Below are 20,825 nucleotides of genomic sequence, written 5' to 3'. Positions count from 1 at the left end.
GGGAACGCCTGCATGACCTGCGGCGGGGCACTGCATGCCGGCGTCTCAGGGCTTCAGGGAGTTCCGGACGGCGATGCGCGCCTGTTCCAGCACTGTCCGCATGGTCTCCAGGGTGACAGGGCCCAGGGGCTGGCTCCGGGCATGCAGCCGGAGTTCGGTGCGGAGATCGTCGCGGAACTCCTGGAGCATCAGCTCGGCCTCCTTCAGTGACCGTGATCCTTCCGGCGGCACCCTGCCGCCGGGAACCCGGAAGTCAGCTGCGTGCGCGGCTGTCCGCGCGGCCTCCGCCGTGGCAGCCAGGTCCGCCCGCAGGCCGCGCATATTGCTGCGGATGTCCTCCCGCAGCCCGTCGGCCAGCCTGCGCACAGAAGCCGAGATGTCGTTCTCCACCCCGGCGAGCTCGTCCCGCCGCCGGTTCAGCTCGGCGAGTCCTGCGGCGGTGATGTGGTAGTTGGTGCGGCGGCCGGCCGATTCCGTGGCCACGAGGCCCTCTTCCTCCAGCTTTCCCAACCGGGGATAGATGGTGCCGGCGCTGGGGGAATAGGTGCCGCCAAACCTGTCCTTCAGGGCCTTAATGAGTTCGTAGCCGTGTTTGGGGCCGGATTCAAGGAGCGCCAGCAGGTAGAGACGCAGTGCACCATGCGCGAATACCGGGGGCATCAGTGCCCCGTTTCCGCATTTCCGGCGTTGGAGCTGTGGAAGATGGAAGTCTTTCCGGATACGGAGTTTGTCCGGACCAGCATCAGTTGTTCGTCCGGTCCTGCGATAGTCTCCACTTTTCCGCCCACGGACGTGTAGCGCCGGTTGCCGATGACCACAGCTCCGCTGGCGGACTTGGCGACGATGTCCACTCCGACGTCGTGCGGCAACCGGATGGTGACGTCTCCGGAGACTGAGTTGGCCACGAAGTCGTTAGTGAAGCCGTGCAGGTCGAACGTCAGGTCGCCGCTGACGGTGTTGGCGCGGATGTTCGTGAAGCGGCCGGACGCGGTCACCTCGCCGGAAACGCTCCTGGCGGTGAGGACGCCGGTATGGCGGCGGGCAGTCACCTCGCCGCTGACGGTGTTGACGTGGAGTTCCCCGCTTGTTCCGTCCGCCATGACAGATCCGGAGACCGTGTTGAGCCGGGTGTGCCCGGCTGCTCCGGACACCAGGCCGTCGCCGCTGACAATGCCTGCCTCGACCTCCACGTTTCCGGGAACGGCAATGCTGACCACCGCCGAGTTTTCGCTGTTGTGGTTGACCGCTCCCATGAGGTTCTTGAACCACCCCTGGGGGCCATGCAGTTGGTGGCGCACTTCAAGGCGGCCGTTGCTAACGGAGACATCCACCGGGTCACCGTGGACGTCGGATATTTCGATGCGGGTGACGGGCTCCTGGTGGACAACGACATCAAACCTGCCATGGACCATGCCCAGCTTGAGGGACGTTACGCCGTCCACATCAATGGTCTGCGGGCTGGTGACGGTCCAGTTCTGCTCAGACATGGGAACCTCCAAAGGCGATATATCGTGTAACGGTCACGCTACTCCTGGGTAGGGAGGGCGTCAAGATATATCGCGAACTGCTAGGCGGGGGCGTCCAGTCCCAGCCACTGGAACCAGCCGCGGTGCAGCACCAGCCACGCCATGAGGCCATACCCGGCCTGGCCCGGCGTTCCGGCGTTGGCCGCCAGGTCCTGCCGCCACTGCTCGTGATTCAGCAGTGGGGAGAACGTATCGACGTAGAGGTGCTTGCGCCGCGTGGTGACGTCGGCGAATGCCGTGTTCAGCTCGTCCAGCCGGCGGTTCTGGGCAGGATCGAGGGTGGGCGGCGGACCCACGACGAACACCTCGATCCGGTTCTGTGAGGCCGAGTCCAGGATGTTTGCCAGATTCAGCCTGCTGCGCGCGGTGGAGAGGCCGAATTCGATGTCGCGGCCGGAGAGGCCGATCACCAGGCGGTTCTCGGCGTTGGTGCTGAACCTCCGCCCGGCCTCCTCCAGCCACCGGGCGGCCAGGCCCTCGGTGCCTTCCTGCGGGCAGGGGAGGGCGTAGCTTTCCAGGAGCAAGCCGTCCTGGGGAGTGCGGGCCAGGACACGGCCCAGCCAGCCGAGCGCCCGGGGATCTCCGAGTCCGGCCAGCAGTTCATCTCCTACAGCCGCAATGCGCAGCTTCCTGTCTTCCACACGATCCTCTTTACGTCGTTCCCTGGCCGCTGCCACCGTTGGTGCAAAGGGGCGGCGCTGTCCATCCATTAAACAGAACTGCCCGGCCGGAGTCTGGGATTTCGACGTCCGGCCGGGCAGCCTCAGTGCTTACTTCCGTGCAAATGCCTGCTTCAGGAGCACGTCCTGCTCCGCGGCGTGCCGCTTCATGGAGCCGGCTGCCGTGGAGGCCGACGCAGGCCGCGAGACCAGCCGGATGCGGCGGTCCAGGGCGTCCGGCAGGTTCAGGCCGATGAACGGCCACGGACCCTGGTTGGCGGGCTCGTCCTGGGCCCAGACAACCTCGGCGTTCGGGTACTTGGCAAGCTCGGCTGCGATCTCGGCATGCGGCAGCGGGTAGAGCTGCTCGACGCGCACGATGGCCGTGGTCTTGTCGCCGGTCTTCTGCCGGGTGGACAGCAGATCGTAGTACAGGCGGCCGGAGACCAGCAGCACGCGCTCGACGCCGTTGGCGTCCAGCTGCTCATGCTCACCGATGACCGGGCGGAACGTGCCGCTGGTGAAGTCCTCGACGGACGACGCGGCAGCCTTCAGGCGGAGGAGCTGCTTGGGCGTGAAGATGATCAGCGGCTTCCGCGGCCGGCTGTACGCCTGGCGGCGCAGCAGGTGGAAGTGCGAGGCGGCCGTGGTGGGGTTGGCCACGATCATGTTCTCTTCGGCGCACAGCTGCAGGAACCGCTCGATCCTGGCGGAGGAGTGGTCCGGGCCCTGGCCTTCGTAGCCGTGCGGAAGCATCAGTACCAGCGAGGACCGCTGGCCCCACTTCTGCTCGGCAGAGGAGATGAACTCGTCGATGATGGTCTGGGCGCCGTTGACGAAGTCGCCGAACTGGGCCTCCCAAAGGACCAGTGCGTCGGGCCGTTCCACCGAGTAGCCGTATTCGAAGCCCATGGCAGCGTATTCGGACAGCAGGGAATCGTAGATCCACAGCTTGGCCTGGTTGTCGGAGAGGTTGCCCAGGGGCAGCCATTCCTGGCCATTGGCGCGGTCGTGGAATACGGCGTGCCGCTGGACGAAGGTGCCGCGGCGGGAGTCCTGGCCGGCGAGGCGTACGGGCACGCCTTCCATGATCAGGGAGCCAAACGCAGCGATTTCGCCGAAGCCCCAGTCGATGCCGCCTTCACGGGACATCTGCTCACGCTTTTCGAGCAGCTGCTTGAGCTTGGCGTGGACCGTGAAGCCCTCGGGGATCTCGATGTGGGCCTTGCCGATGCGGGCCAGGGTGTCTGCCGAAATCGCCGTGGCGACCGGTGCGTTGGCGCCGGAGTCGGACTGCTGGGCAATGGGCCGCTCGATATCGGAAACTGCGGCGGAATCCGCCGTCACGATCGGGATCGGGGAGGTCTGGGCTGCGTGGGTCTCCGCGAAGACGCGCTCCAGCCGCTCCTGGTAGTCGCGGAGCAGCTGCTCTGCTTCTTCCTCGGTGATGTCGCCACGGCCGATCAGCGACTCGGTGTACAGCTTACGGACGGAGCGCTTTGCCTCGATGAGGTTGTACATCAGCGGCTGGGTCATCGAGGGGTCGTCGCCCTCGTTGTGCCCGCGGCGGCGGTAGCAGACCATGTCGATGACGACGTCCTTGTGGAAGCGCTGGCGGAACTCGTAGGCGAGCTGGCCGATGCGGACCACGGCTTCGGGATCGTCACCGTTCACATGGAACACGGGTGCCTGGATCATCTTCGCGACGTCGGTGGAGTACGTGGACGAGCGTGAGGAGGACGGTGCGGTGGTGAAGCCCACCTGGTTGTTGACCACGATGTGGATGGTTCCACCGGTGCGGTAGCCGCGCAGCTGGGACAGGTTGAGAGTTTCAGCAACCACGCCCTGGCCGGCGAAGGCGGCGTCGCCGTGCACGACGATGGGCAGCACGGGGAAGGATTCGCCCTGGTCCAGCCGGTCCTGCTTGGCGCGGACGATGCCCTCGAGCACGGGGTCCACGGCCTCAAGGTGGGACGGGTTGGCGGCCAGGTAGACCTTGGTCTCCTTGCCGGTGTCCGAGGTGAACGTGCCTTCGGTGCCCAAGTGGTACTTCACGTCACCGGAGCCCTGGACCGAGCGGGGGTCCTGGGTGCCCTCGAACTCGCGGAAGACCTGTGCGTACGTCTTGCCGGCAATGTTGGTCAGCACGTTCAGGCGGCCGCGGTGGGCCATGCCGATGGCAACTTCGTCCAGGCCGTCGTCGGCGGCGTCGGACATGATGGCGTCCAGGAGCGGAATCAGCGACTCGCCGCCTTCGAGGGAGAAGCGCTTCTGGCCCACGAACTTGGTCTGCAGGAACGTTTCGAAAGCCTCGGCAGCGTTCAGCTTGGAGACGATGCGCAGCTGCTCTTCACGACTCGGCTTGGAGTAGGGGTGCTCCAGCTGGTCCTGGAACCACTTGCGCTCGGCCGGTTCCTGGATGTGCATGTATTCGATGCCCGTGGTGCGGCAGTAGGCATCGCGAAGGACGCCCAGGATGTCGCGGAACTTCAGCTGCGGCTTGCCGCCGAAGCCGCCGGTGGGCCACTCGCGGTCCAGGTCCCACAGGGTCAGCCCGTAGGTCAGGACGTCGAGGTCAGGGTGCTTGCGCTGCACGTATTCAAGCGGATCGGTGTCCGCCATCAGGTGGCCGCGGACGCGGTAGGAGTGGATCAGCTGCTGGATCCGGGCAACCTTGTTGATTTCGTCGGCCGGGTCCACCTGCTTGTCGGCGCTCCAGCGGACGGGCTCGTATGGGATGCGCAGGGCTTCGAAGATCTCGTCGTAGAAGTTCTGGGCACCCAGCAGGAGCTGGTGGACAAGCTTGAGGAACTCGCCGCTGCCGGCACCCTGGATGACGCGGTGGTCGTACGTCGAGGTAAGGGTGAGGACCTTGCTGATGGCGTTCTGGGCGATGATCTTTTCGCTGGCACCCTGGAACTCGGCAGGGTAGTCGAGGGCGCCGACGCCGATGATGGCGGCCTGGCCCTTGGAGAGGCGGGGCACGGAGTGGACGGTGCCGATGCCGCCGGGGTTGGTCAGCGAAACCGTGGTGCCCTGGTGGTCCTCGGCGGTGAGCTTGCCGTTGCGGGCGCGCTTGATGAGGTCCTCGTAGGTGTGCCAGAACTCGGCGAAGTTGAGCGTCTCAGCCTTTTTGATGTTCGGAACCATCAGCAGGCGGGTACCGTCCGGCTTGGGCATGTCGATGGCGATGCCGAAGTTGACGTGGGCCGGCTGGACAGCGGAGGGTTTGCCGTCCACCTCGTCGTAGTACACGTTCATGGACGGGAACTGCGACAGGGCGCGGATCACTGCGTAACCGATGAGGTGCGTGAAGGAGACCTTGCCGCCGCGGGCGCGGGCGAGGTTGGAGTTGATGACAACACGGTTATCGATCAGCAGCTTGGCCGGAATGGCCCGGACGCTGGTGGCCGTGGGTACCTCGAGGCTGGTGACCATGTTGGTGGCGATGGCCTTGGCCGGTCCGCGGAGGACGGAAACAACGTCTTCTTCGGGGGCGGTGGGCGCCTTGACGTTCTTGGGCAGCTGGGCCGGGATCGGCTGTGATCCGGTGGTGCCCTCGGTCTTCTTGCCGCCGTCGCGGGCGACGGTGGCGGGAGCCTTCTTGACCGGCGCGGGCGCCGGTGCGGCAGCCGGCGCGGCCGGGGGAGTGGCAGGTGCTGCCGCCGGCGACGGTGCCGGAGCCGCAGGAGCCGCATTCACAACAGGCATTTCCCGGGTAGGAGGATGGGCAGTGGCCTGCCCCGAATTACCGTTGGAAGAAGAACTGCTGCCCGAGTCGAACGATTCAAACAGCGGCCACCACTTGGCATCCACAGCGTTCTTGTCCTGCTGGTACTGCTCGTACAGTTCGTCAACGAGCCACTCGTTTCCGCCAAATTCCTCTGGTAGACGGTGGCTTGGCTGCTCTGGCACTTGAAATACGCCTCTTCCATGAGTTTGATTTCTCTCCGGCCCCACGGTGCGTCAGCACTACGTTCGAACCAGTCTCTGCGTCCTCTGAACCCAGACCTTTGCAAGTCTAGTAACCATGTTGTGCTAACTGCCAATAAGGGTGATCCAAATCATGAAGTGACGCGGGAACCGCCAAATATGGCGGCCGGAAGCGTGTGAAGAAGGGGTTTTGGGGGTATCTCATTACGGCGCTTCCGGGCCGCCTTCGGAGCGCAGGGAGGCCCGGGGCGTACCTGTAGACTGAAGTTCTTATGGACAGTAAATCTAGGTGCCGGCCTGGGGGCTGTCAGCGGAGCACGAAGAACAGCGCCGCACAGTCCACCCGCAGAGCCGGCAAACCCCGAACACGCGCCCATCACCCGCCGGCGGCCCCTTCGGCCGCGGCCCGCCAGGAAAGAGGCTCGGCCTCCGCCGACCATCCTCCGCCGGGCAGACATACCGGTTATCCCGCTTCACGCCCGTGCACAGTACAGGCGGGATGCTGAATGGAATGGCTCTTCCTTGCCGCAGGCCTGCTGCTGATTGCGGGCACCGGCTTCTTCGTAGCCGTTGAGTTTTCCCTCATTGCACTTGACCAGCCGACCGTCCAGCGTGCCGTGGACGACGGCGATGCGGGAGCGGTCCCGCTGCTCGCCTGCCTCAAGTCCCTGTCAACGCAGCTCTCCAGCTGCCAATTGGGCATTACGCTCACCACGCTCCTCACCGGTTACGTGATGGAACCTTCGGTTGGGCAGCTCCTGGAAGCCCCGCTGGCCGCCCTCGGACTGCCCGACGTCGCTGTGGCCTCCATCTCGCTGGTCCTGGCCATGGTGATCGCCACCCTGCTCTCCATGCTGCTGGGGGAGCTGGTCCCCAAGAACATGGCCATTGCCCTGTCCTTCCGGGTGGGCAAGGCCCTTGCCCGGCCGCAGCTGGTCTTCACCGCGGTTTTCAAGCCGGCCATCGTGCTGCTGAACGGCTTCTCCAACCGGGTGCTCCATGTCTTCGGCCTGGAAGCGAAAGAAGAAATCTCCGGGGCGCGCACCCCGGCGGAGCTTGCCTCGTTGGTCCGCCGTTCGGCGGCAATGGGAACGCTCGACGCCGGAACGGCGAACTTCATCGCCCGCACCCTCAATTTCTCCACCAGGACGGCCGCGGACGTCATGACGCCGCGCATCCGCGTGGAGACGATCGACGCCGACCAGCCCGTCGCCGACATCGTCGCCGCTGCCCGCAGGACCGGCTACTCCCGGTTCCCGGTGATCGGCGACTCGGCGGACGACATCCGTGGCCTGGTCCACGTCAAGAAAGCCGTGGCCGTTCCGTGGGAGCGCCGCCAGAACCTTGAAGCCGGTGCCATCATGACGGAGGTGCTGCGGGTCCCGGAGACCATCCACCTGGATGCCCTGCTGGCCGAACTCCGTGAAGGAAACCTGCAACTCGCCGTCGTCCTGGATGAATACGGAGGAACTGCCGGCATCGCCACCCTTGAGGACCTGGTGGAAGAAATTGTCGGCGAGGTGGCGGACGAGCATGACAAGGTCCGCCCCGGCCTGCTGCAAAGCGCCTCCGGCGACTGGTATTTCCCGGGCCTGCTGCGCCCGGACGAGCTGTCCGAACAAATCCCCGGACTGACCGTGCCCGACGAGGCTGCCTACGAGACTGTGGGCGGCTATGTCATGAGCAAGCTCGGCCGGATCGGTGCGGTGGGAGACACCGTGCCCGTGGGCGGTGGAACGCTGAGCGTCACGCGTATGGACGGCCGCCGGATCGACCGGATCTGCTTCCGGCCGGTCCCGCCGGATGACCTGCCCGGGAACACGAACGACAGGAACGGCCGATGAGCGACTGGGCAGGAATCGTATGGCTCGGGGTCCTGCTGCTTGGCAACGCCTTCTTCGTGGGCGCGGAGTTCGCCGTCATGTCGGCCCGCCGCAGCCAGATTGAGCCACTGGCAGAGGCCGGCTCCAAGCGCGCACAGACAACGCTGAAGGCGATGGAGAACGTCTCGCTGATGCTGGCGTGCGCCCAGCTGGGCATCACCGTGTGTTCGCTCCTGATCCTCCTGGTGGCCGAACCCGCCATCCACCACCTGCTGGCTGTCCCGCTGGAAACCTTGGGCCTGCCGATCGAGGTGGCCGACGTGGCCGCATTCGCGGTGGCGCTGATGCTCGTCACGTTCCTGCACGTGACCTTCGGTGAGATGGTCCCGAAGAACATCTCCGTGTCCGTCGCGGACAAGGCCGCACTGCTCCTCGCACCGCCGCTGGTGTTCATCTCCCGGCTCGTCAACCCGGTGATTTCGGTCCTCAACTGGTCGGCAAACCACATCCTCAAGCTGCTGCGGATCGAGCCCAAGGATGAGGTCAACTCCTCGTTCACGCTGGAGGAAGTCCAGTCGATCGTCCAGGAATCCACCCGCCATGGCCTGGTGGACGACGACGCCGGCCTGATCACCGGCGCACTTGAGTTCTCGGAGCACACCGCCGGGGACATCATGGTGCCGCTGGAAAAGCTGGTCATGCTCAGGGCTGCCACCACGCCAGTGGAATTTGAAAAGGCCGTCAGCCGCACAGGCTTTTCCCGCTTCCCGATGCTGGACGACGAGGACATGCTCTACGGCTACCTCCATGTGAAGGACGTCCTGTCCATCCCGGAACCGGCGTATGGGCTTCCGATCGCCGAGAGCCGGATCCGGTCGCTGGCCAACCTGGCATTGGACGACGAGATTGAAAAGGCGATGTCAGTCATGCAGCGGACGGGCTCGCACCTGGCCCGCGTCATTGGACCTGACGGCAAGACCCAGGGTGTGCTGTTCCTTGAGGATGTCATCGAGCAGCTCGTGGGCGAGATCCGGGACGCCACCCAGGCCACCGGGATCCGCCGCCTCGGCCACCCGAACGGAGGCTGAGCGCCCGCGCCCTCCCGCCCGCCGCGGGGTGGGAGGGCCGCGGCACTGGGCTCTAGATAGGAATGATTCCTATTTAGGTATAGGCTTGGAGGGTTGTTTCTTCCCTCCCCAGTGAACCGAGGTCTTTCCGTGCGCCGTTCCGCAGCCGCCCGTTCGTCAGTTGCCGCCCTCGCCGGGCTCGGTCTCCTGCTGACCGCCTGCAGCCCCCAGGCCGAGCCCTCGTCAGAAGCCGCCGACGGCATCAACATCGTGGCTTCGACCAACGTTTACGGCGACATCGCCAAGACCATCGGCGGAGACAAGGTCAGCGTCACGGCAATCATCAGCAAAACCAGCCAGGATCCGCACTCCTACGAGGCGACCGCGCAGGACCGTCTGGCCGTGTCCAAAGCGGACCTCGTTATCGAGAACGGCGGGGGCTACGACGATTTCCTCCACACCCTTGCCGAGGACAGCAACCTCGACGGCGGCAAGGTGCTTAACGCCGTCGAACTCTCCGGGCTGGCCCATCCCGAAGGAGAGGAAGCTTCTGCCGGGACCTCCGCACCGGAATCCGAACCTGCCGATGAGCACGACCATGGCGAATTCAACGAGCACGTCTGGTACAGCCTGCACGCAATGGAGGAGCTGGCCGGCGACATCTCCGCCAAACTCTCGGAACTGGACCCGGCTTCGGCGCAGACGTTCGAGACCAATGCCGAAAACTTCACCTCCACCCTCGAAGGCCTGCACGGAAAGCTTGATTCCCTGAAGGGCACAGCTGCAGGGGCGCCGGTGGCAGTGACGGAGCCGGTTCCGCTTTACCTGCTGGAGGACGCCGGGCTGGTTAACGCAACGCCTGAGGACTACACTGCTGCGATCGAGGAAGGCTCAGACGTGCCGCCCGCAGTGCTCAAGGCCGCAACCGACCTCGTCGCCTCCAAGTCGGTCCGGTTCCTCGCCTACAACCAGCAGACCGAGGGCCCGCAGACGGAAGCGTTGAAGAAAGCAGCCGAGACGGCAGGAGTTCCCGTGGTGGATTTCAACGAAACCCTGCCTGAGGGCAAGACGTACCTGCAGTGGATGACGGACAATGTGGACAACATCGGCAAAGTTCTGGAGAGCAAATAGTTGAAACCCGTCGTCAGCCTCACCGGAGCGTCCCTTAAGTTTGGCAAGCGGGCGCTCTGGGAGGATTTGGACCTGGACATCAAGCCCGGAGAATTCTTCGCCGTGCTGGGTCCGAACGGAAGCGGCAAGACCAGCTTCCTCAAGGTCCTGCTTGGCCTGCAGGATTTGCACCAGGGGCGGGCTGCACTCGGTGGCCGTCCGGTTGAGCGCGGCAGCCGCCTGATCGGCTACATTCCGCAGCAGAAGTCCTTTGCCCAGGACACCCCGATGCGCGCCAGGGACCTGGTGGGGCTCGGGGTGGACGGCCACCGCTGGGGGCTGCGCCTGTCCCCGGCCAAGGCAAACCGCCGGATCGACGAGCTCCTGGACCTCGTGGGCGCCAGCGATTACGCCAAGGTGCCCGTGGGACAGCTGTCCGGCGGCGAGCAGCAGCGGCTCCGGGTTGCCCAGGCACTGGCCACTGATCCCCAGGTCCTTCTCTGCGACGAACCGCTGCTGTCCCTGGACCTGCACCACCAGCAGGCAGTGAGTGCCCTGATCAACAGGCAGTGCCGCGAGCGGAACAGCGCCGTTGTATTCGTGACCCACGAGATCAACCCCATCATCGACTACGTGGACCGCGTGCTGTACCTGGCCGGCGGCCGCTTCAAGGTGGGCACTCCGGAGGAAGTCATGACCACCGAAGTCCTCTCCGATCTCTATGGCAGCCACGTGGAGGTCATCCACGCCAACGGCCGGATCGTGGTGGTGGGGCTTCCGGATGCCACCACGCATCACCATGCCGAGTCGCATGCCCTGGCGGGGGAGGCCGCCTGATGGACGCAGACAGTATCCTCGCGGCAATCTTCAACTTCGAGAACTACGGCGAGCTGCTGGTCCTGGTCCAGAACTCCATCTGGGCCGGCGCCGTCCTGGGCCTCCTGGGCGGCCTGGTGGGCACCTTCGTTATGAAGCGGGACCTGGCGTTCGCCGTCCACGGCATTTCTGAACTCTCCTTCGCCGGGGCGGCCTTCGCCCTTCTGGTCGGCGCCGACATCGTGTTCGGGTCGCTTGTAGGGTCTGTGGCGGCGGCCCTCCTCCTCGGCCTGATGGGCGTCAAGGCCCGGGACAAGAACTCCACCATCGGCGTCATCATGCCCTTCGGACTCGGCCTGGGCATCCTGTTCCTGTCCCTGTACGAGGGCCGCGCAGCCAACAAGTTCGGCCTGCTCACCGGCCAGATCGTCTCGGTGGATACGGTCCAGCTCACGGCCCTCGCCGGAACGGCGCTGGCTGTGATCGTGGCGCTGGTGGCCATCTGGCGCCCGCTGAACTTCGCCAGCCTGGACCCCGAACTGGCCGAAGCCCGTGGTGTCCCCGTCCGCCGGCTGGGCATCGTCTTCATGGTCCTGCTGGGTATCAGCGTTGCCCTGTCCATCCAGGTGGTGGGAGCCCTCCTGGTCCTTGCCCTGCTGATTACCCCGGCGGCAGCGGCCCTGCGGGTGACATCGTCGCCGGTGGCCGTGGTGGTCCTGAGCGTCGTGTTTGCCGTCACCGCCACAGTGGGCGGCATCCTGCTGGCATTGGGCGGGCGTATCCCCATCAGCCCCTACGTCACCACGTTGTCCTTCATTATCTACGTGGTATGCCGCGCCATCGGTTCCGTCAGGGCCGGCAAAGGCATCAACGGCAGGGTCCTGCAGGCGCAGTAGCCGCTGCCGGCATGGCCTGCTACAGCTTGCCAGCAGCCTTCAGGGCCGTGCAGTCCGGGCAGAGGCCAAAGATTTCCACCGTGTGGGCAACCTCGCTGAAGCCATGTTCCGCGGCGGTGTGCGCTGCCCAGGTTTCGACGGCGGGCGCCTCCACCTCAACGGCCTTGCCGCAGTTCCGGCACAGCAGGTGGTGATGGTGGCCGGTCACGGCGCAGCGCCGGTAGACCGCTTCGCCCTCACCGTTGCGCAGAACGTCCACCAGGCCTTCATCGGCAAGCGACTGGAGGATCCGATAGGCCGTGGCGAGCGAAACGGACACGCCCTGGTTCTGCAGGATCCGGTACAGCTCCTGGGTGCTGACGAAGTCGTCCAGCTCATCCAGGGCGGCACTGACGGCCCGGCGCTGCTTGGTGACGCGCTGTTCCTTGCCGCCCGTTGCCGGGGATGGCGTAGTGGAATCAGCCTTGGCGCCGAGCGGCATGGATGGACTCGCTTCCGTGGGGATCATGGCAAAGATCCAGATTACCAGCCAAGCCCTCGTGGACACCGTTCCGGACAGGACCCTAGGCTGGCGCTATGAAGCTGACGAAATTCACCCACGCCTGCGTGCGCCTTGAAAAGGACGGCCGGGTTCTGGTCCTGGATCCCGGTAACTTCTCCGAAACCGGAGAGGCGCTGGCAGGCGCCGAAGCCGTGCTGATCACCCACGAGCACGCCGACCACATCGACGTTCCGGCTGTTGCCGGGGCGCTCCGAAGCGCCACGGACCTGGTGCTTTACGCCCCCGCGGGTGTGGCGGACCAGATGCGGACCGAAGTTCCGGAAGCAACGGCGCGGATCAACGCGGTGGACCCCGGAACGTCGCTGGATGTGGCGGGCTTCGAGGTGCGCAGCTTCGGGGGCCAGCACGCCCTGATCCATCCACAGATCCCGGTGGTGGCCAATATCGGCTACCTCATTGATGACAACGTCTACCATCCGGGCGACTCGTTCATCGTTCCGGACGGCATCAGCGTCAAGACCCTGCTGGTTCCGCTGCACGCGCCCTGGAGCAAGTCGGCCGAAGTAGTGGATTTCGTCGTCAGCGTCCGGGCGCCGCGGGCATTCCAGATCCACGACGGGCTCCTCAACGACAATGGCCTGAAGGTCGTCGAGGGCCACGTCAAAAGGATCGGTGCCAAGTACGGCACCGAGTACAACCACCTGCGCGCCGGGGAGTCCGTGGAGGTTTAGGCGACGCCCGGGTCCCACCGTCCGGTATCGAAGAATCTCCGGATCACCGCTTCGTACGGGGCGGGGTCCAGGCCCTGCACTGCCAGCCAGTCCTGGTTGTAGTAGTTGCCCGCATAGCGTTCCCCGCCGTCGCACATCAGCGTCACAATGCTGCCCTTGCGGCCTTCGGCGACCATCCCGGCGATGGTCTGCCATACACCCCACAGATTGGTGCCGGTGGAGGGGCCGGCGTGGAGCCCGGCAAGGTCGGACAAGTGGCGCATGGCTGCCACGGATGCGGCGTCGGGAACCTGGACCATCCGGTCGATCACGGACGGCACAAAACTTGGCTCCAGCCGCGGCCGGCCAATTCCCTCGATCCGGGACGGCAGGCCCGCCGGTACGCCGTCGGTCCCGCCTCGCCACCCCGGGTAGAACGCCGAGTTTTCGGGATCCACCACCAGCAGCCGGGTGGGATGGCTGTGGTAGCGCAGATAGCGGCCAATCGTGGCACTGGTCCCCCCGGTCCCGGCGCCCACCACGATCCAGTCCGGAACGGGATGCTCCTCCAGCTGGAGCTGGCCGAAAATCGACTCCGCGATGTTGTTGTTGCCGCGCCAGTCCGTGGCCCGCTCCGCGTAGGTGAACTGGTCCATGTAGTGTCCGTTGCAGGTGGCGGCCACCTCCTCCGCTGCTGCATACACGTCCGAGGCGTGTTCCACCAGCAGGCACGAGCCGCCGAACTGTTCGATCAGGTCAATTTTCTCCTGGCTGGTGGTCCGGGCCATGACGGCAATGAAGGGCAGTCCCAGCAGCTGGGCAAAGTATGCCTCGGAGACGGCGGTGCTGCCGCTGGACGCCTCCACGATGGTGGTGTCCGCCCGGATCCAGCCGTTGACCAGGCCGAAGAGGAACAGCGAGCGCGCCAGCCGGTGCTTCAGGCTGCCGGACCGGTGGGTCGATTCGTCCTTCAGGTACAGCTGCACGCCCCAGTGTTCGGGCAGCGGCACCGAGTAGAGGTGCGTGTCTGCCGAGCGGTTGTTTTCGGCCCGGATGGTGCGGATGGCCTGGTCCGCCCAGTCACGGTCGGACCACCCGCGGCCTGCCCAGTCCGTGTCCCTGCTCTTTCCGCCGTCGCCGTTGCCGTCGTCCTCAATCTTCACCAATCCAGCCTACCCGCGGGCGGACCTGTGGCGGCCTAAAGTGGAACCGACGGTATGACCACCCCGAAGGAGCCCGATGAACCCCCTGATGGACGTGACCACGCTGGGGAACCGCCTTGCCGGCGGGCAGCGTACGGTGCTGCTGGATGTCCGCTGGGCGCTGGGCGATCCGCACGGCCATGAGCACTACCTCGGCGGGCACTTGCCGGGGGCCGTTTTCGTGGACCTTGGCGCCGAGCTCGCGGCGCCGCCTGTTCCCGCGCGGGGACGGCACCCGCTGCCGGCGCCGGAGGACTTCCAGGCCGCCGCGCGCGGCTGGGGTATCAACAATGGCGACGTCGTGGTCGCCTACGACGACACTGCCAACATGGCCGCCGCGAGGGCCTGGTGGATGTTAAGGAACGGGGGGCTCCGGGAGGTCTACCTGCTCGACGGCGGCCTGGCCGCCTGGCGCGCGGAAGGCCTTGCGGTGGAGCAGGGCCCGGTGGTGGCGGAGCCCGGAAACGTGGTGCTGGCGGACGGCGGAATGCCCCGGCTCGACGCCGGTGCTGCCGCCGCCTGGCCGGACAGGGGCGTGCTGCTCGACGCGCGGGCGGGGGAGCGGTACCGCGGCGAGGTGGAGCCTGTCGACCCCCGGGCAGGCCACATACCAGGGGCGGCGAGCGCCCCGACGTCGGACAACGTGGACGCAACCGGACGCTTCCTTCCCGCTGATGAGCTGCGAAGCAGGTTCGAGGCGCTGGGCGTCCGGGACGGGAGGCCGGTTGCCGTCTATTGCGGCTCAGGGGTGACCGCTGCGCACGAGGTGGCGGCCCTGGAAGTGGCAGGGTTCAGCGCTGCGCTGTACGCGGGCTCGTTCTCGGAGTGGTCCAACAACCCGCAGCTTCCCGTGGCCACCGGCGCTGACCCCGGCGGATCTTTCCCGGCTGGCAAGTTGGCTGGCCGCAGCGGTAGCGTCTGACTATGACCCCAGGACGCCCCGTACCGCCGCCCCTTGCCACCCCGATCCTGCCCGACGCCGGCACCGGCACCCTTGCCGCCGCGTACGGTGCTGTGTCCCCTGACAGCGGACTGGTCCCGCTGACCGTGGCCCGGCGCGCGCCCAAACCCGACGACGTAGTGATCGCCATCGAGTTCTGCGGCCTGTGCCACTCGGATGTGCACGCGGCCCGCGGGGAGTGGGGCGGACAGGCCTATCCGCTGGTGCCCGGACACGAGATCGTGGGAACCGTCACCCGGGTGGGCTCAGCCGTCACCGGCTTTGCGGTGGGCGAGCGGGTGGGTGTCGGCTGCATCGTGGATTCGTGCCGCGAGTGCGAAAGCTGCCTGGACGGCCTGGAGCAGTACTGCGAAGAAGGAATGACCGGCACCTACGGGGCCATCGACCGGCGGAACGGCGACACGCTCACCCAGGGCGGTTACGCGTCCTCCATCGTGGTGGACCACCGCTACGTGGTCCGGGTGCCCGCGTCACTTGACCCGGCCGCCGTCGCGCCTTTGCTGTGCGCGGGGATCACCACGTTCTCCCCGCTGCGGCATTTCGACGTCGAAGAGGGCGACGTTGTGGGCGTGGTGGGCCTGGGCGGGCTGGGGCACATGGCGGTCAAGCTGGCCAAGGCCATGGGTGCCCGGGTGGTGGTGTTCACGACGTCGGAATCCAAGGTGCCCGCCGCGCTGGAACTGGGAGCCGATGAGGTTGTCCTGTCCCGGGACGAGGATGCGATGGCCGCCGCGAACCGCACCATTGACGTCATCATCGACACAGTTGCCGCCCCGCACGATCTCAACCCCCTGTTCCGCACCCTGCGCGTGGACGGTGCGCTGTTCCAGCTGGGCCTGCCGTCCGAGGCCATGCCGCCCGTGAATCCGAGCGCCCTCATCCGGCGCCGCATCGCGTACGCGGGCTCGCTGATCGGCGGGATCGCCGAAACCCAGGAGATGCTGGACTTCTGCGCAGAGCACGGCGTGGTTGCCGACATCGAGATGGTCGACGCCGGCCACCTCAACGAAGCCTATGACCGCATGGTCGCAGGAGACGTGAAGTACCGGTTCGTGCTGGACACCAGCACCTTGCAGGCACCCGCCAAGGAGGCAGACGCATGAGCACGCTCTTTACCAGGATCCTCAACGGCGAGATTCCCGGCCGGTTCGTCTGGCGTGAGGACGATGTGTCCGCCTTCCTCACCACCGGGCCGCTGGCCGACGGGCATACCCTTGTGGTTCCCACCGAGGAAGTGGACCGCTGGACCGACGCGTCACCCGAGACCCTGGCACGGGTGATGGAGGTGGCCCGCCGGATCGGCGCCGTCCAGGTGGACCTCTTCGACGCACCGCGGGCAGGGCTCATCGTGGCGGGATACGAGATCAACCACCTGCACGTCCACGTATGGCCGTCGCGCAGCATGGCGGACTTCAACTTCGCCTCAGCGGACCAGAATCCCGATCCCGCCGTCCTGGACGCGAACGCGGAGAAATTGCGCCGGGGGCTGCGTGACGCCGGCTGGGGCGAGTTCGTTCCCGCCGGTTAGCGCCTCAAAGATGTCCCGGCCCGTGCCGGGACATCTTTGTTTAAGGTCTTCAGGCCGGCGCCAGGGCCTTGTTGAGTACCGTGCGGATGCGCTTTTCGGACACCGAGTACGCCGTTCCAAGCTCGACGGCGAAAAGGCTCACCCGCAGCTCCTCGATCATCCAGCGCACCTGGGTTAACTCCCGGCCGGCGCGCCGTCCGGGAAGCAGGGCTGCCGCCGCATCGTCGTAGTCGTCCTCCAGCCGCTGCACCACTGCCATGTTGAGTCCGTCCCGCTGCACGTTGCCCGGCAGCCGTTCCAGGCGCTTTTCTATGGCAGTGAGGTACCGTGGCAGCTGGCTGAGCTGGGCGTAGCCCGTGCGTGCCACAAAACCGGGGTACACCAGTTGCTCCAGCTGGCTCCTGATGTCATTGAGCGCACTGATCAGGGCCAGGCTGGTGGTTCCCTTCAGCTGCTTTTCGATGCGCCGGGTGGCGGCCAGGATCCTTTCCACGACGGCAGTCACGCTGAATACGGTGTCAATCAGTTCCGCCCGCACCACCTCGTAGAGGGCGTCGAAGGCCTGCCGGTCCCAGGGCAGCTCCGCCGGGGTGAGCTTGTCGATGCCCGCGAGGGCGCAGTCGGCAATCAGCGCTGACACCGAGCCGTGCGGGTTCTGGCTGAAGGTCAGCTTCTCCGTGTTGCTCAAGTGCTCCAGCACGTAGCGGTCCGGCGACGGAACCCGCAGGGCCAGCATCCTGATGACGCCGCCGCGCATGGCGTCGAGCTGTTCCTCGGGTGTCTGGAAAACCCGGAGCGAGACGGAGGTGCCCTGGTCCACGAGTGCGGGGTACCCGGTGACGGTGTGTCCCTTCACCATGCTGCTGACTTCCCGGGGGACGCTACCGAAGCTCCACTCCGTCAGGCCGTCCTGCTCCCGGAATCCGGCAGGGGCGGAAGCCGTACTTCCCGCGCCGGGTGTGGGCACCTGGGACGTGCCGCCGTCGTCCGCATTGCCTCTGCCCTCTCCTTTACCTCGGCCCGGGCCCTTGGCTTTGTCCGGCCCCTGGCCCCCGGCCATTGCATTCCCGGGACCCGTCGTTGCAGGGGTGGCGCCGAGCGACTCGGCAATCGCTCGCCGGGTTGCGGGTGCGAGCCGTTCCTGGAGCGCGGCGAGATCCTTGCCCTCGTCCAGGACCTTGCCCTTGCTGTCCACCACCTTGAAGCTGACGCGCAGGTGCGGGGGCACGGCGTCCCAGTTCCAGGACCCGGGCGGGATGATGGCGCCGCGGATCCGGCGAAGGGCCAGCTCCAGTGACGGTTCCAGCTCGTCGGTGGCGGGATCGAAGTCCGATTCCAGGACGGCCACGGCCTGCCGGGCAACGTCCGGTGCCGGAACGAAATTCTTCCGGATCTGCTTGGGCAGCGACTTGATCAGCGCCGTCACCAGTTCCACGCGCTGGCCCGGAATCAGCCAGCGGAACGGGGCGTCGTCCAGCTGGTTGAGGAACAGGACGGGCACTTCCGCCGTGACGCCGTCGGACGGATTGGGCGGGGACCCCGGGGCCACCGGATGGAACTCGTAGCTCAGCGGCAGCTCAAAGCCCTTGTGCAGCCAGGTCTTGGGGAAGGCGGCCTCGTCCAGGTCATCCGCATCATCGCTCAGCAGGAGCGATTTATCGTAGTCCAGCAGGTCCGGGTTCGCTCTCCGGGCCTCTTTCCACCATTTGTCGAAGTGACGCTCCGACACCACGTCCGGGCCAATCCGGGCATCGTAGAACTCGAACAGGGTCTCGTCATCCACCAGCAGGTCCCGGCGGCGCATCCTGGCCTCGAGCTCCTCCACCTCCTGCAGGAGCGCCCGGTTGCGGTGGAAGAACTTGTGGTGCGTGCGCCAATCGCCTTCCACCAAGGCGTGCCGGATGAAGAGCTCACGGGCAACCACCGGATCCACCCGGCCGTAATTGATGCGCCGCTGGGCGATGATGGGCACGCCGTAGAGCGTGACCTTCTCGTAGGCCATCACCGCACCCTGGCGGGTGGACCAGTGCGGCTCACTGTAGCTGCGCTTCACCAGGTCCGGGGCCACCTGCTCCGCCCAGACGGGATCGAACTTGGCTGCCACGCGCGCCCAGAGGCGGCTCGTCTCCACCAGTTCGGCGGCCATGACGAACGTGGGGGACTTCTTGAACAGGGCGGACCCCGGGAAGATCGCGAACCGGCTGCCGCGGGCTCCGGCGTACTCGCGCTTGCGCTCATCGAGGATGCCGATGTGGCTCAGGAGCCCGGACAGCAGGCTGATGTGGATCCCGTCATGGTTGCCCACCGGGTCCGCCAGGCGTTTGTTGTCCAGGCTGATGCCGAGCGGACGGGCCAGCTGGCGCAGCTGGGCGAAGAGGTCCTGCCACTCCCGCACCCGCAGGTAGTTGATGAACTCGCTGCGGCACAGGCGGCGGAACGCGGACGAGGACAACTCCTGCTGCTTCTCCTGCAGGTAGTTCCAGAGATTCAGGTAGCCGGTGAAGTCCGAGTTCTCGTCCTTGAACCGGTTGTGCTTCTCGGCCGCCAGCTGCTGCTTGTCCGTGGGACGCTCGCGCGGATCCTGGATGGTTAGCGCCGCGGCCAGGATCATGACTTCCCGGACGCAGTTGCGCTTCCCGGCTTCCACGATCATCCGGCCCAGCCGGGGGTCCACGGGCAGCTGGGCAAGTTTCTGCCCGACGGCGGTGAGGCCGCTGCCGCTCCTGCCGTTACCTTCGGCGTTTTGCGGCTTCGGGGCAGCCAGGGCGCCGAGTTCGCGGAGCAGCGTGACGCCGTCGTTGATTGCCCGGGTTTCGGGGGGCTCGACGAACGGGAAGTCCTCCACGTCCTTGGGGCCGCGGGCCACGCCCATGGCGGTCATCTGCAGGATGACCGCGGCGAGGTTGGTCCGCAGGATCTCCGGATCCGTGAACTGCGGCCGGGACTCAAAGTCCTCCTCCGAATACAGGCGGATGGCGATACCGTCAGAAACACGGCCGCAGCGCCCGGAGCGCTGGTTCGCCGATGCCTGCGAGACGCGTTCGATGGGTAGCCGCTGGACCTTGGTGCGGTGCGAATACCGGGAGATGCGGGCCGTTCCGGTGTCAATGACGTACTTGATGCCCGGCACGGTGAGCGACGTCTCCGCCACGTTGGTGGCCAGCACAATCCGGCGCCTGCTGCCAGGGTGGAAGACCTTGTGCTGTTCCTGCAGGCTCAGGCGCGCGAAGAGCGGAAGCACTTCGGTGCCTGCAAGCCGGCGGTTGGACTGGATACGGGCGTGGAGGGCGTCCGCCGCATCCCGGATCTCGCGCTCGCCGGAGAAGAAGACCAGGATGTCCCCGGGCGCCTCACCGGCCAGTTCGTCGACGGCGTCGCACACGGCGTCCAGCGGGTCCCGGTCCTCCTCGAGTTCGTCGTCGGAGGCTTCTTCGTCATCGGCCCTGGGCTGGGTCAGGGGGCGGTAGCGGATTTCAACGGGGTAGGTCCGGCCCGAGACCTCGATGATGGGCGCGGGTTCTTCCGGTGTACCGAAGTGCTTGGCGAAGCGTTCCGGATCGATGGTGGCCGAGGTGATGATGACCTTCAGGTCCCGGCGCTGCGGCAGGATCCGCTTAAGGTACCCGAGGATGAAGTCGATGTTGAGGCTGCGCTCATGGGCCTCGTCAATAATGATGGCGTTGTACCTGCGCAGCAGTTTGTCCCGCTGGATTTCGGCCAGCAGGATGCCGTCCGTCATCAGCTTCACCTTGGTGGCCTTGCTGACCTCGCCGGTGAAACGGACCTGGAAGCCGACTTCCTGGCCGATCTCGACGCCCAGTTCCTCGGCGATGCGCTCGGCAACCGTGCGCGCTGCCAGCCGGCGCGGCTGGGTGTGGCCGATCAGCCCGTTCTCGCCGAGGCCGAGTTCCAGGCACATCTTGGGAATCTGGGTGGTCTTTCCGGAACCGGTCTCGCCGGCAATGATGGTCACCTGGTTGGCGGCAATGGCCGCCATCAGGTCCTCGCGGCGCTCGGAGACCGGCAGCTCAGCGGGATAGGAGATATGCAAAGTCATGGCTGCAGACAGTCTACTGCGGCGGGGCCGGCACC

16 protein-coding genes are annotated in these 20,825 nt (G+C 66.2%); 9 read left to right on the top strand and 7 right to left on the bottom strand.

Annotated features, from left to right (window positions below; all coding sequences use genetic code 11):
* Positions 1 to 45: 45 nt before the first annotated feature.
* The 4 genes from ACJJV6_RS00405 to ACJJV6_RS00390 form a co-directional block, all read right to left on the bottom strand.
* Positions 46 to 660: a PadR family transcriptional regulator gene (locus tag ACJJV6_RS00405; protein ID WP_009356878.1), complete on the bottom strand. Its 615-nt coding sequence runs from the start codon at positions 658 to 660 to the stop codon at positions 46 to 48.
* Positions 660 to 1,487 (bottom strand): DUF4097 family beta strand repeat-containing protein, encoded by an 828-nt coding sequence (locus tag ACJJV6_RS00400; RefSeq protein ID WP_407709657.1) that lies wholly within the window; start codon positions 1,485 to 1,487, stop codon positions 660 to 662. The genes ACJJV6_RS00405 and ACJJV6_RS00400 overlap by 1 nt, the downstream gene beginning before the upstream one ends.
* An 80-nt stretch (positions 1,488 to 1,567) precedes the next feature.
* A complete protein-coding gene (locus tag ACJJV6_RS00395; protein WP_009356880.1) occupies positions 1,568 to 2,167 on the bottom strand; it encodes a GDSL-type esterase/lipase family protein in 600 nt (199 codons plus the stop codon).
* A gap of 129 nt (positions 2,168 to 2,296) precedes the next feature.
* Positions 2,297 to 6,100 (bottom strand): multifunctional oxoglutarate decarboxylase/oxoglutarate dehydrogenase thiamine pyrophosphate-binding subunit/dihydrolipoyllysine-residue succinyltransferase subunit, encoded by a 3,804-nt coding sequence (locus ACJJV6_RS00390; RefSeq protein WP_354175335.1) that lies wholly within the window; start codon positions 6,098 to 6,100, stop codon positions 2,297 to 2,299.
* Between the two features lie 524 nt (positions 6,101 to 6,624).
* On the opposite strand from ACJJV6_RS00390, the gene ACJJV6_RS00385 reads away from it, so the two are divergent.
* The 5 genes from ACJJV6_RS00385 to ACJJV6_RS00365 all read left to right on the top strand — a co-directional run bounded on the left by ACJJV6_RS00385 (position 6,625) and on the right by ACJJV6_RS00365 (position 11,830).
* On the top strand, positions 6,625 to 7,962 hold the full coding sequence (locus ACJJV6_RS00385) for a hemolysin family protein (RefSeq protein WP_407709656.1): 1,338 nt from the start codon (positions 6,625 to 6,627) through the stop codon (positions 7,960 to 7,962).
* Positions 7,959 to 9,029, top strand: coding sequence for a hemolysin family protein (locus ACJJV6_RS00380; RefSeq protein WP_133346220.1), 1,071 nt, complete (start codon positions 7,959 to 7,961; stop codon positions 9,027 to 9,029). The genes ACJJV6_RS00385 and ACJJV6_RS00380 overlap by 4 nt, the downstream gene beginning before the upstream one ends.
* A 129-nt stretch (positions 9,030 to 9,158) precedes the next feature.
* Positions 9,159 to 10,139 carry a metal ABC transporter solute-binding protein, Zn/Mn family gene (locus tag ACJJV6_RS00375; RefSeq protein ID WP_407709655.1) on the top strand — a complete coding sequence of 327 codons (981 nt, stop codon included), beginning with the start codon at positions 9,159 to 9,161 and terminating at the stop codon, positions 10,137 to 10,139.
* Entirely contained in the window at positions 10,140 to 10,955 is an 816-nt protein-coding gene (locus ACJJV6_RS00370) for a metal ABC transporter ATP-binding protein (RefSeq protein ID WP_407709654.1), read from the top strand.
* Complete coding sequence (locus tag ACJJV6_RS00365) at positions 10,955 to 11,830, top strand: metal ABC transporter permease (RefSeq protein WP_133346226.1); 876 nt, start codon at positions 10,955 to 10,957, stop codon at positions 11,828 to 11,830. The genes ACJJV6_RS00370 and ACJJV6_RS00365 overlap by 1 nt, the downstream gene beginning before the upstream one ends.
* 19 nt (positions 11,831 to 11,849) lie before the next feature.
* On the opposite strand, the gene ACJJV6_RS00360 is transcribed toward ACJJV6_RS00365, so the two are convergent.
* Positions 11,850 to 12,311: a Fur family transcriptional regulator gene (locus ACJJV6_RS00360; RefSeq protein ID WP_009356885.1), complete on the bottom strand. Its 462-nt coding sequence runs from the start codon at positions 12,309 to 12,311 to the stop codon at positions 11,850 to 11,852.
* Positions 12,312 to 12,406: 95 nt separating this feature from the next.
* Between ACJJV6_RS00360 and ACJJV6_RS00355 the strand changes: the two genes are divergently transcribed.
* Positions 12,407 to 13,063 (top strand): MBL fold metallo-hydrolase, encoded by a 657-nt coding sequence (locus ACJJV6_RS00355; protein WP_407709653.1) that lies wholly within the window; start codon positions 12,407 to 12,409, stop codon positions 13,061 to 13,063.
* Here ACJJV6_RS00355 and ACJJV6_RS00350 read toward each other — a convergent pair.
* Positions 13,060 to 14,106: a PLP-dependent cysteine synthase family protein gene (locus ACJJV6_RS00350; RefSeq protein WP_354175380.1), complete on the bottom strand. Its 1,047-nt coding sequence runs from the start codon at positions 14,104 to 14,106 to the stop codon at positions 13,060 to 13,062. The genes ACJJV6_RS00355 and ACJJV6_RS00350 overlap by 4 nt on opposite strands.
* Positions 14,107 to 14,281: 175 nt before the next feature.
* Between ACJJV6_RS00350 and ACJJV6_RS00345 the strand changes: the two genes are divergently transcribed.
* Genes ACJJV6_RS00345 through ACJJV6_RS00335 form a run of 3 tightly spaced genes read left to right on the top strand, consistent with a single transcriptional unit; the run spans position 14,282 to position 16,733 of the window.
* The gene (locus tag ACJJV6_RS00345) at positions 14,282 to 15,166 is read left to right on the top strand and encodes a sulfurtransferase (protein ID WP_407709652.1); all 885 of its coding nucleotides are present in this window, start codon (positions 14,282 to 14,284) and stop codon (positions 15,164 to 15,166) included.
* Positions 15,167 to 15,168: 2 nt separating this feature from the next.
* Positions 15,169 to 16,308, top strand: a complete 1,140-nt coding sequence (locus ACJJV6_RS00340) for an NAD(P)-dependent alcohol dehydrogenase (protein WP_407709651.1) — start codon at positions 15,169 to 15,171, stop codon at positions 16,306 to 16,308.
* Complete coding sequence (locus tag ACJJV6_RS00335) at positions 16,305 to 16,733, top strand: HIT family protein (protein WP_009356889.1); 429 nt, start codon at positions 16,305 to 16,307, stop codon at positions 16,731 to 16,733. Before ACJJV6_RS00340 ends, ACJJV6_RS00335 begins: the two co-directional genes overlap by 4 nt.
* A gap of 49 nt (positions 16,734 to 16,782) precedes the next feature.
* Here the strand turns inward: ACJJV6_RS00335 and hrpA are convergent, their stop codons facing one another.
* Positions 16,783 to 20,790, bottom strand: a complete 4,008-nt coding sequence (gene hrpA / locus ACJJV6_RS00330; protein WP_407709650.1) for an ATP-dependent RNA helicase HrpA — start codon at positions 20,788 to 20,790, stop codon at positions 16,783 to 16,785.
* Positions 20,791 to 20,825 lie beyond the last annotated feature (35 nt).

The sequence above is a fragment of the Arthrobacter nitrophenolicus genome (genome assembly GCF_045833485.1).
In the GTDB taxonomy this organism is placed as follows: domain Bacteria; phylum Actinomycetota; class Actinomycetes; order Actinomycetales; family Micrococcaceae; genus Arthrobacter; species Arthrobacter nitrophenolicus.
This window is presented reverse-complemented; position numbering and strand designations above follow the sequence as displayed.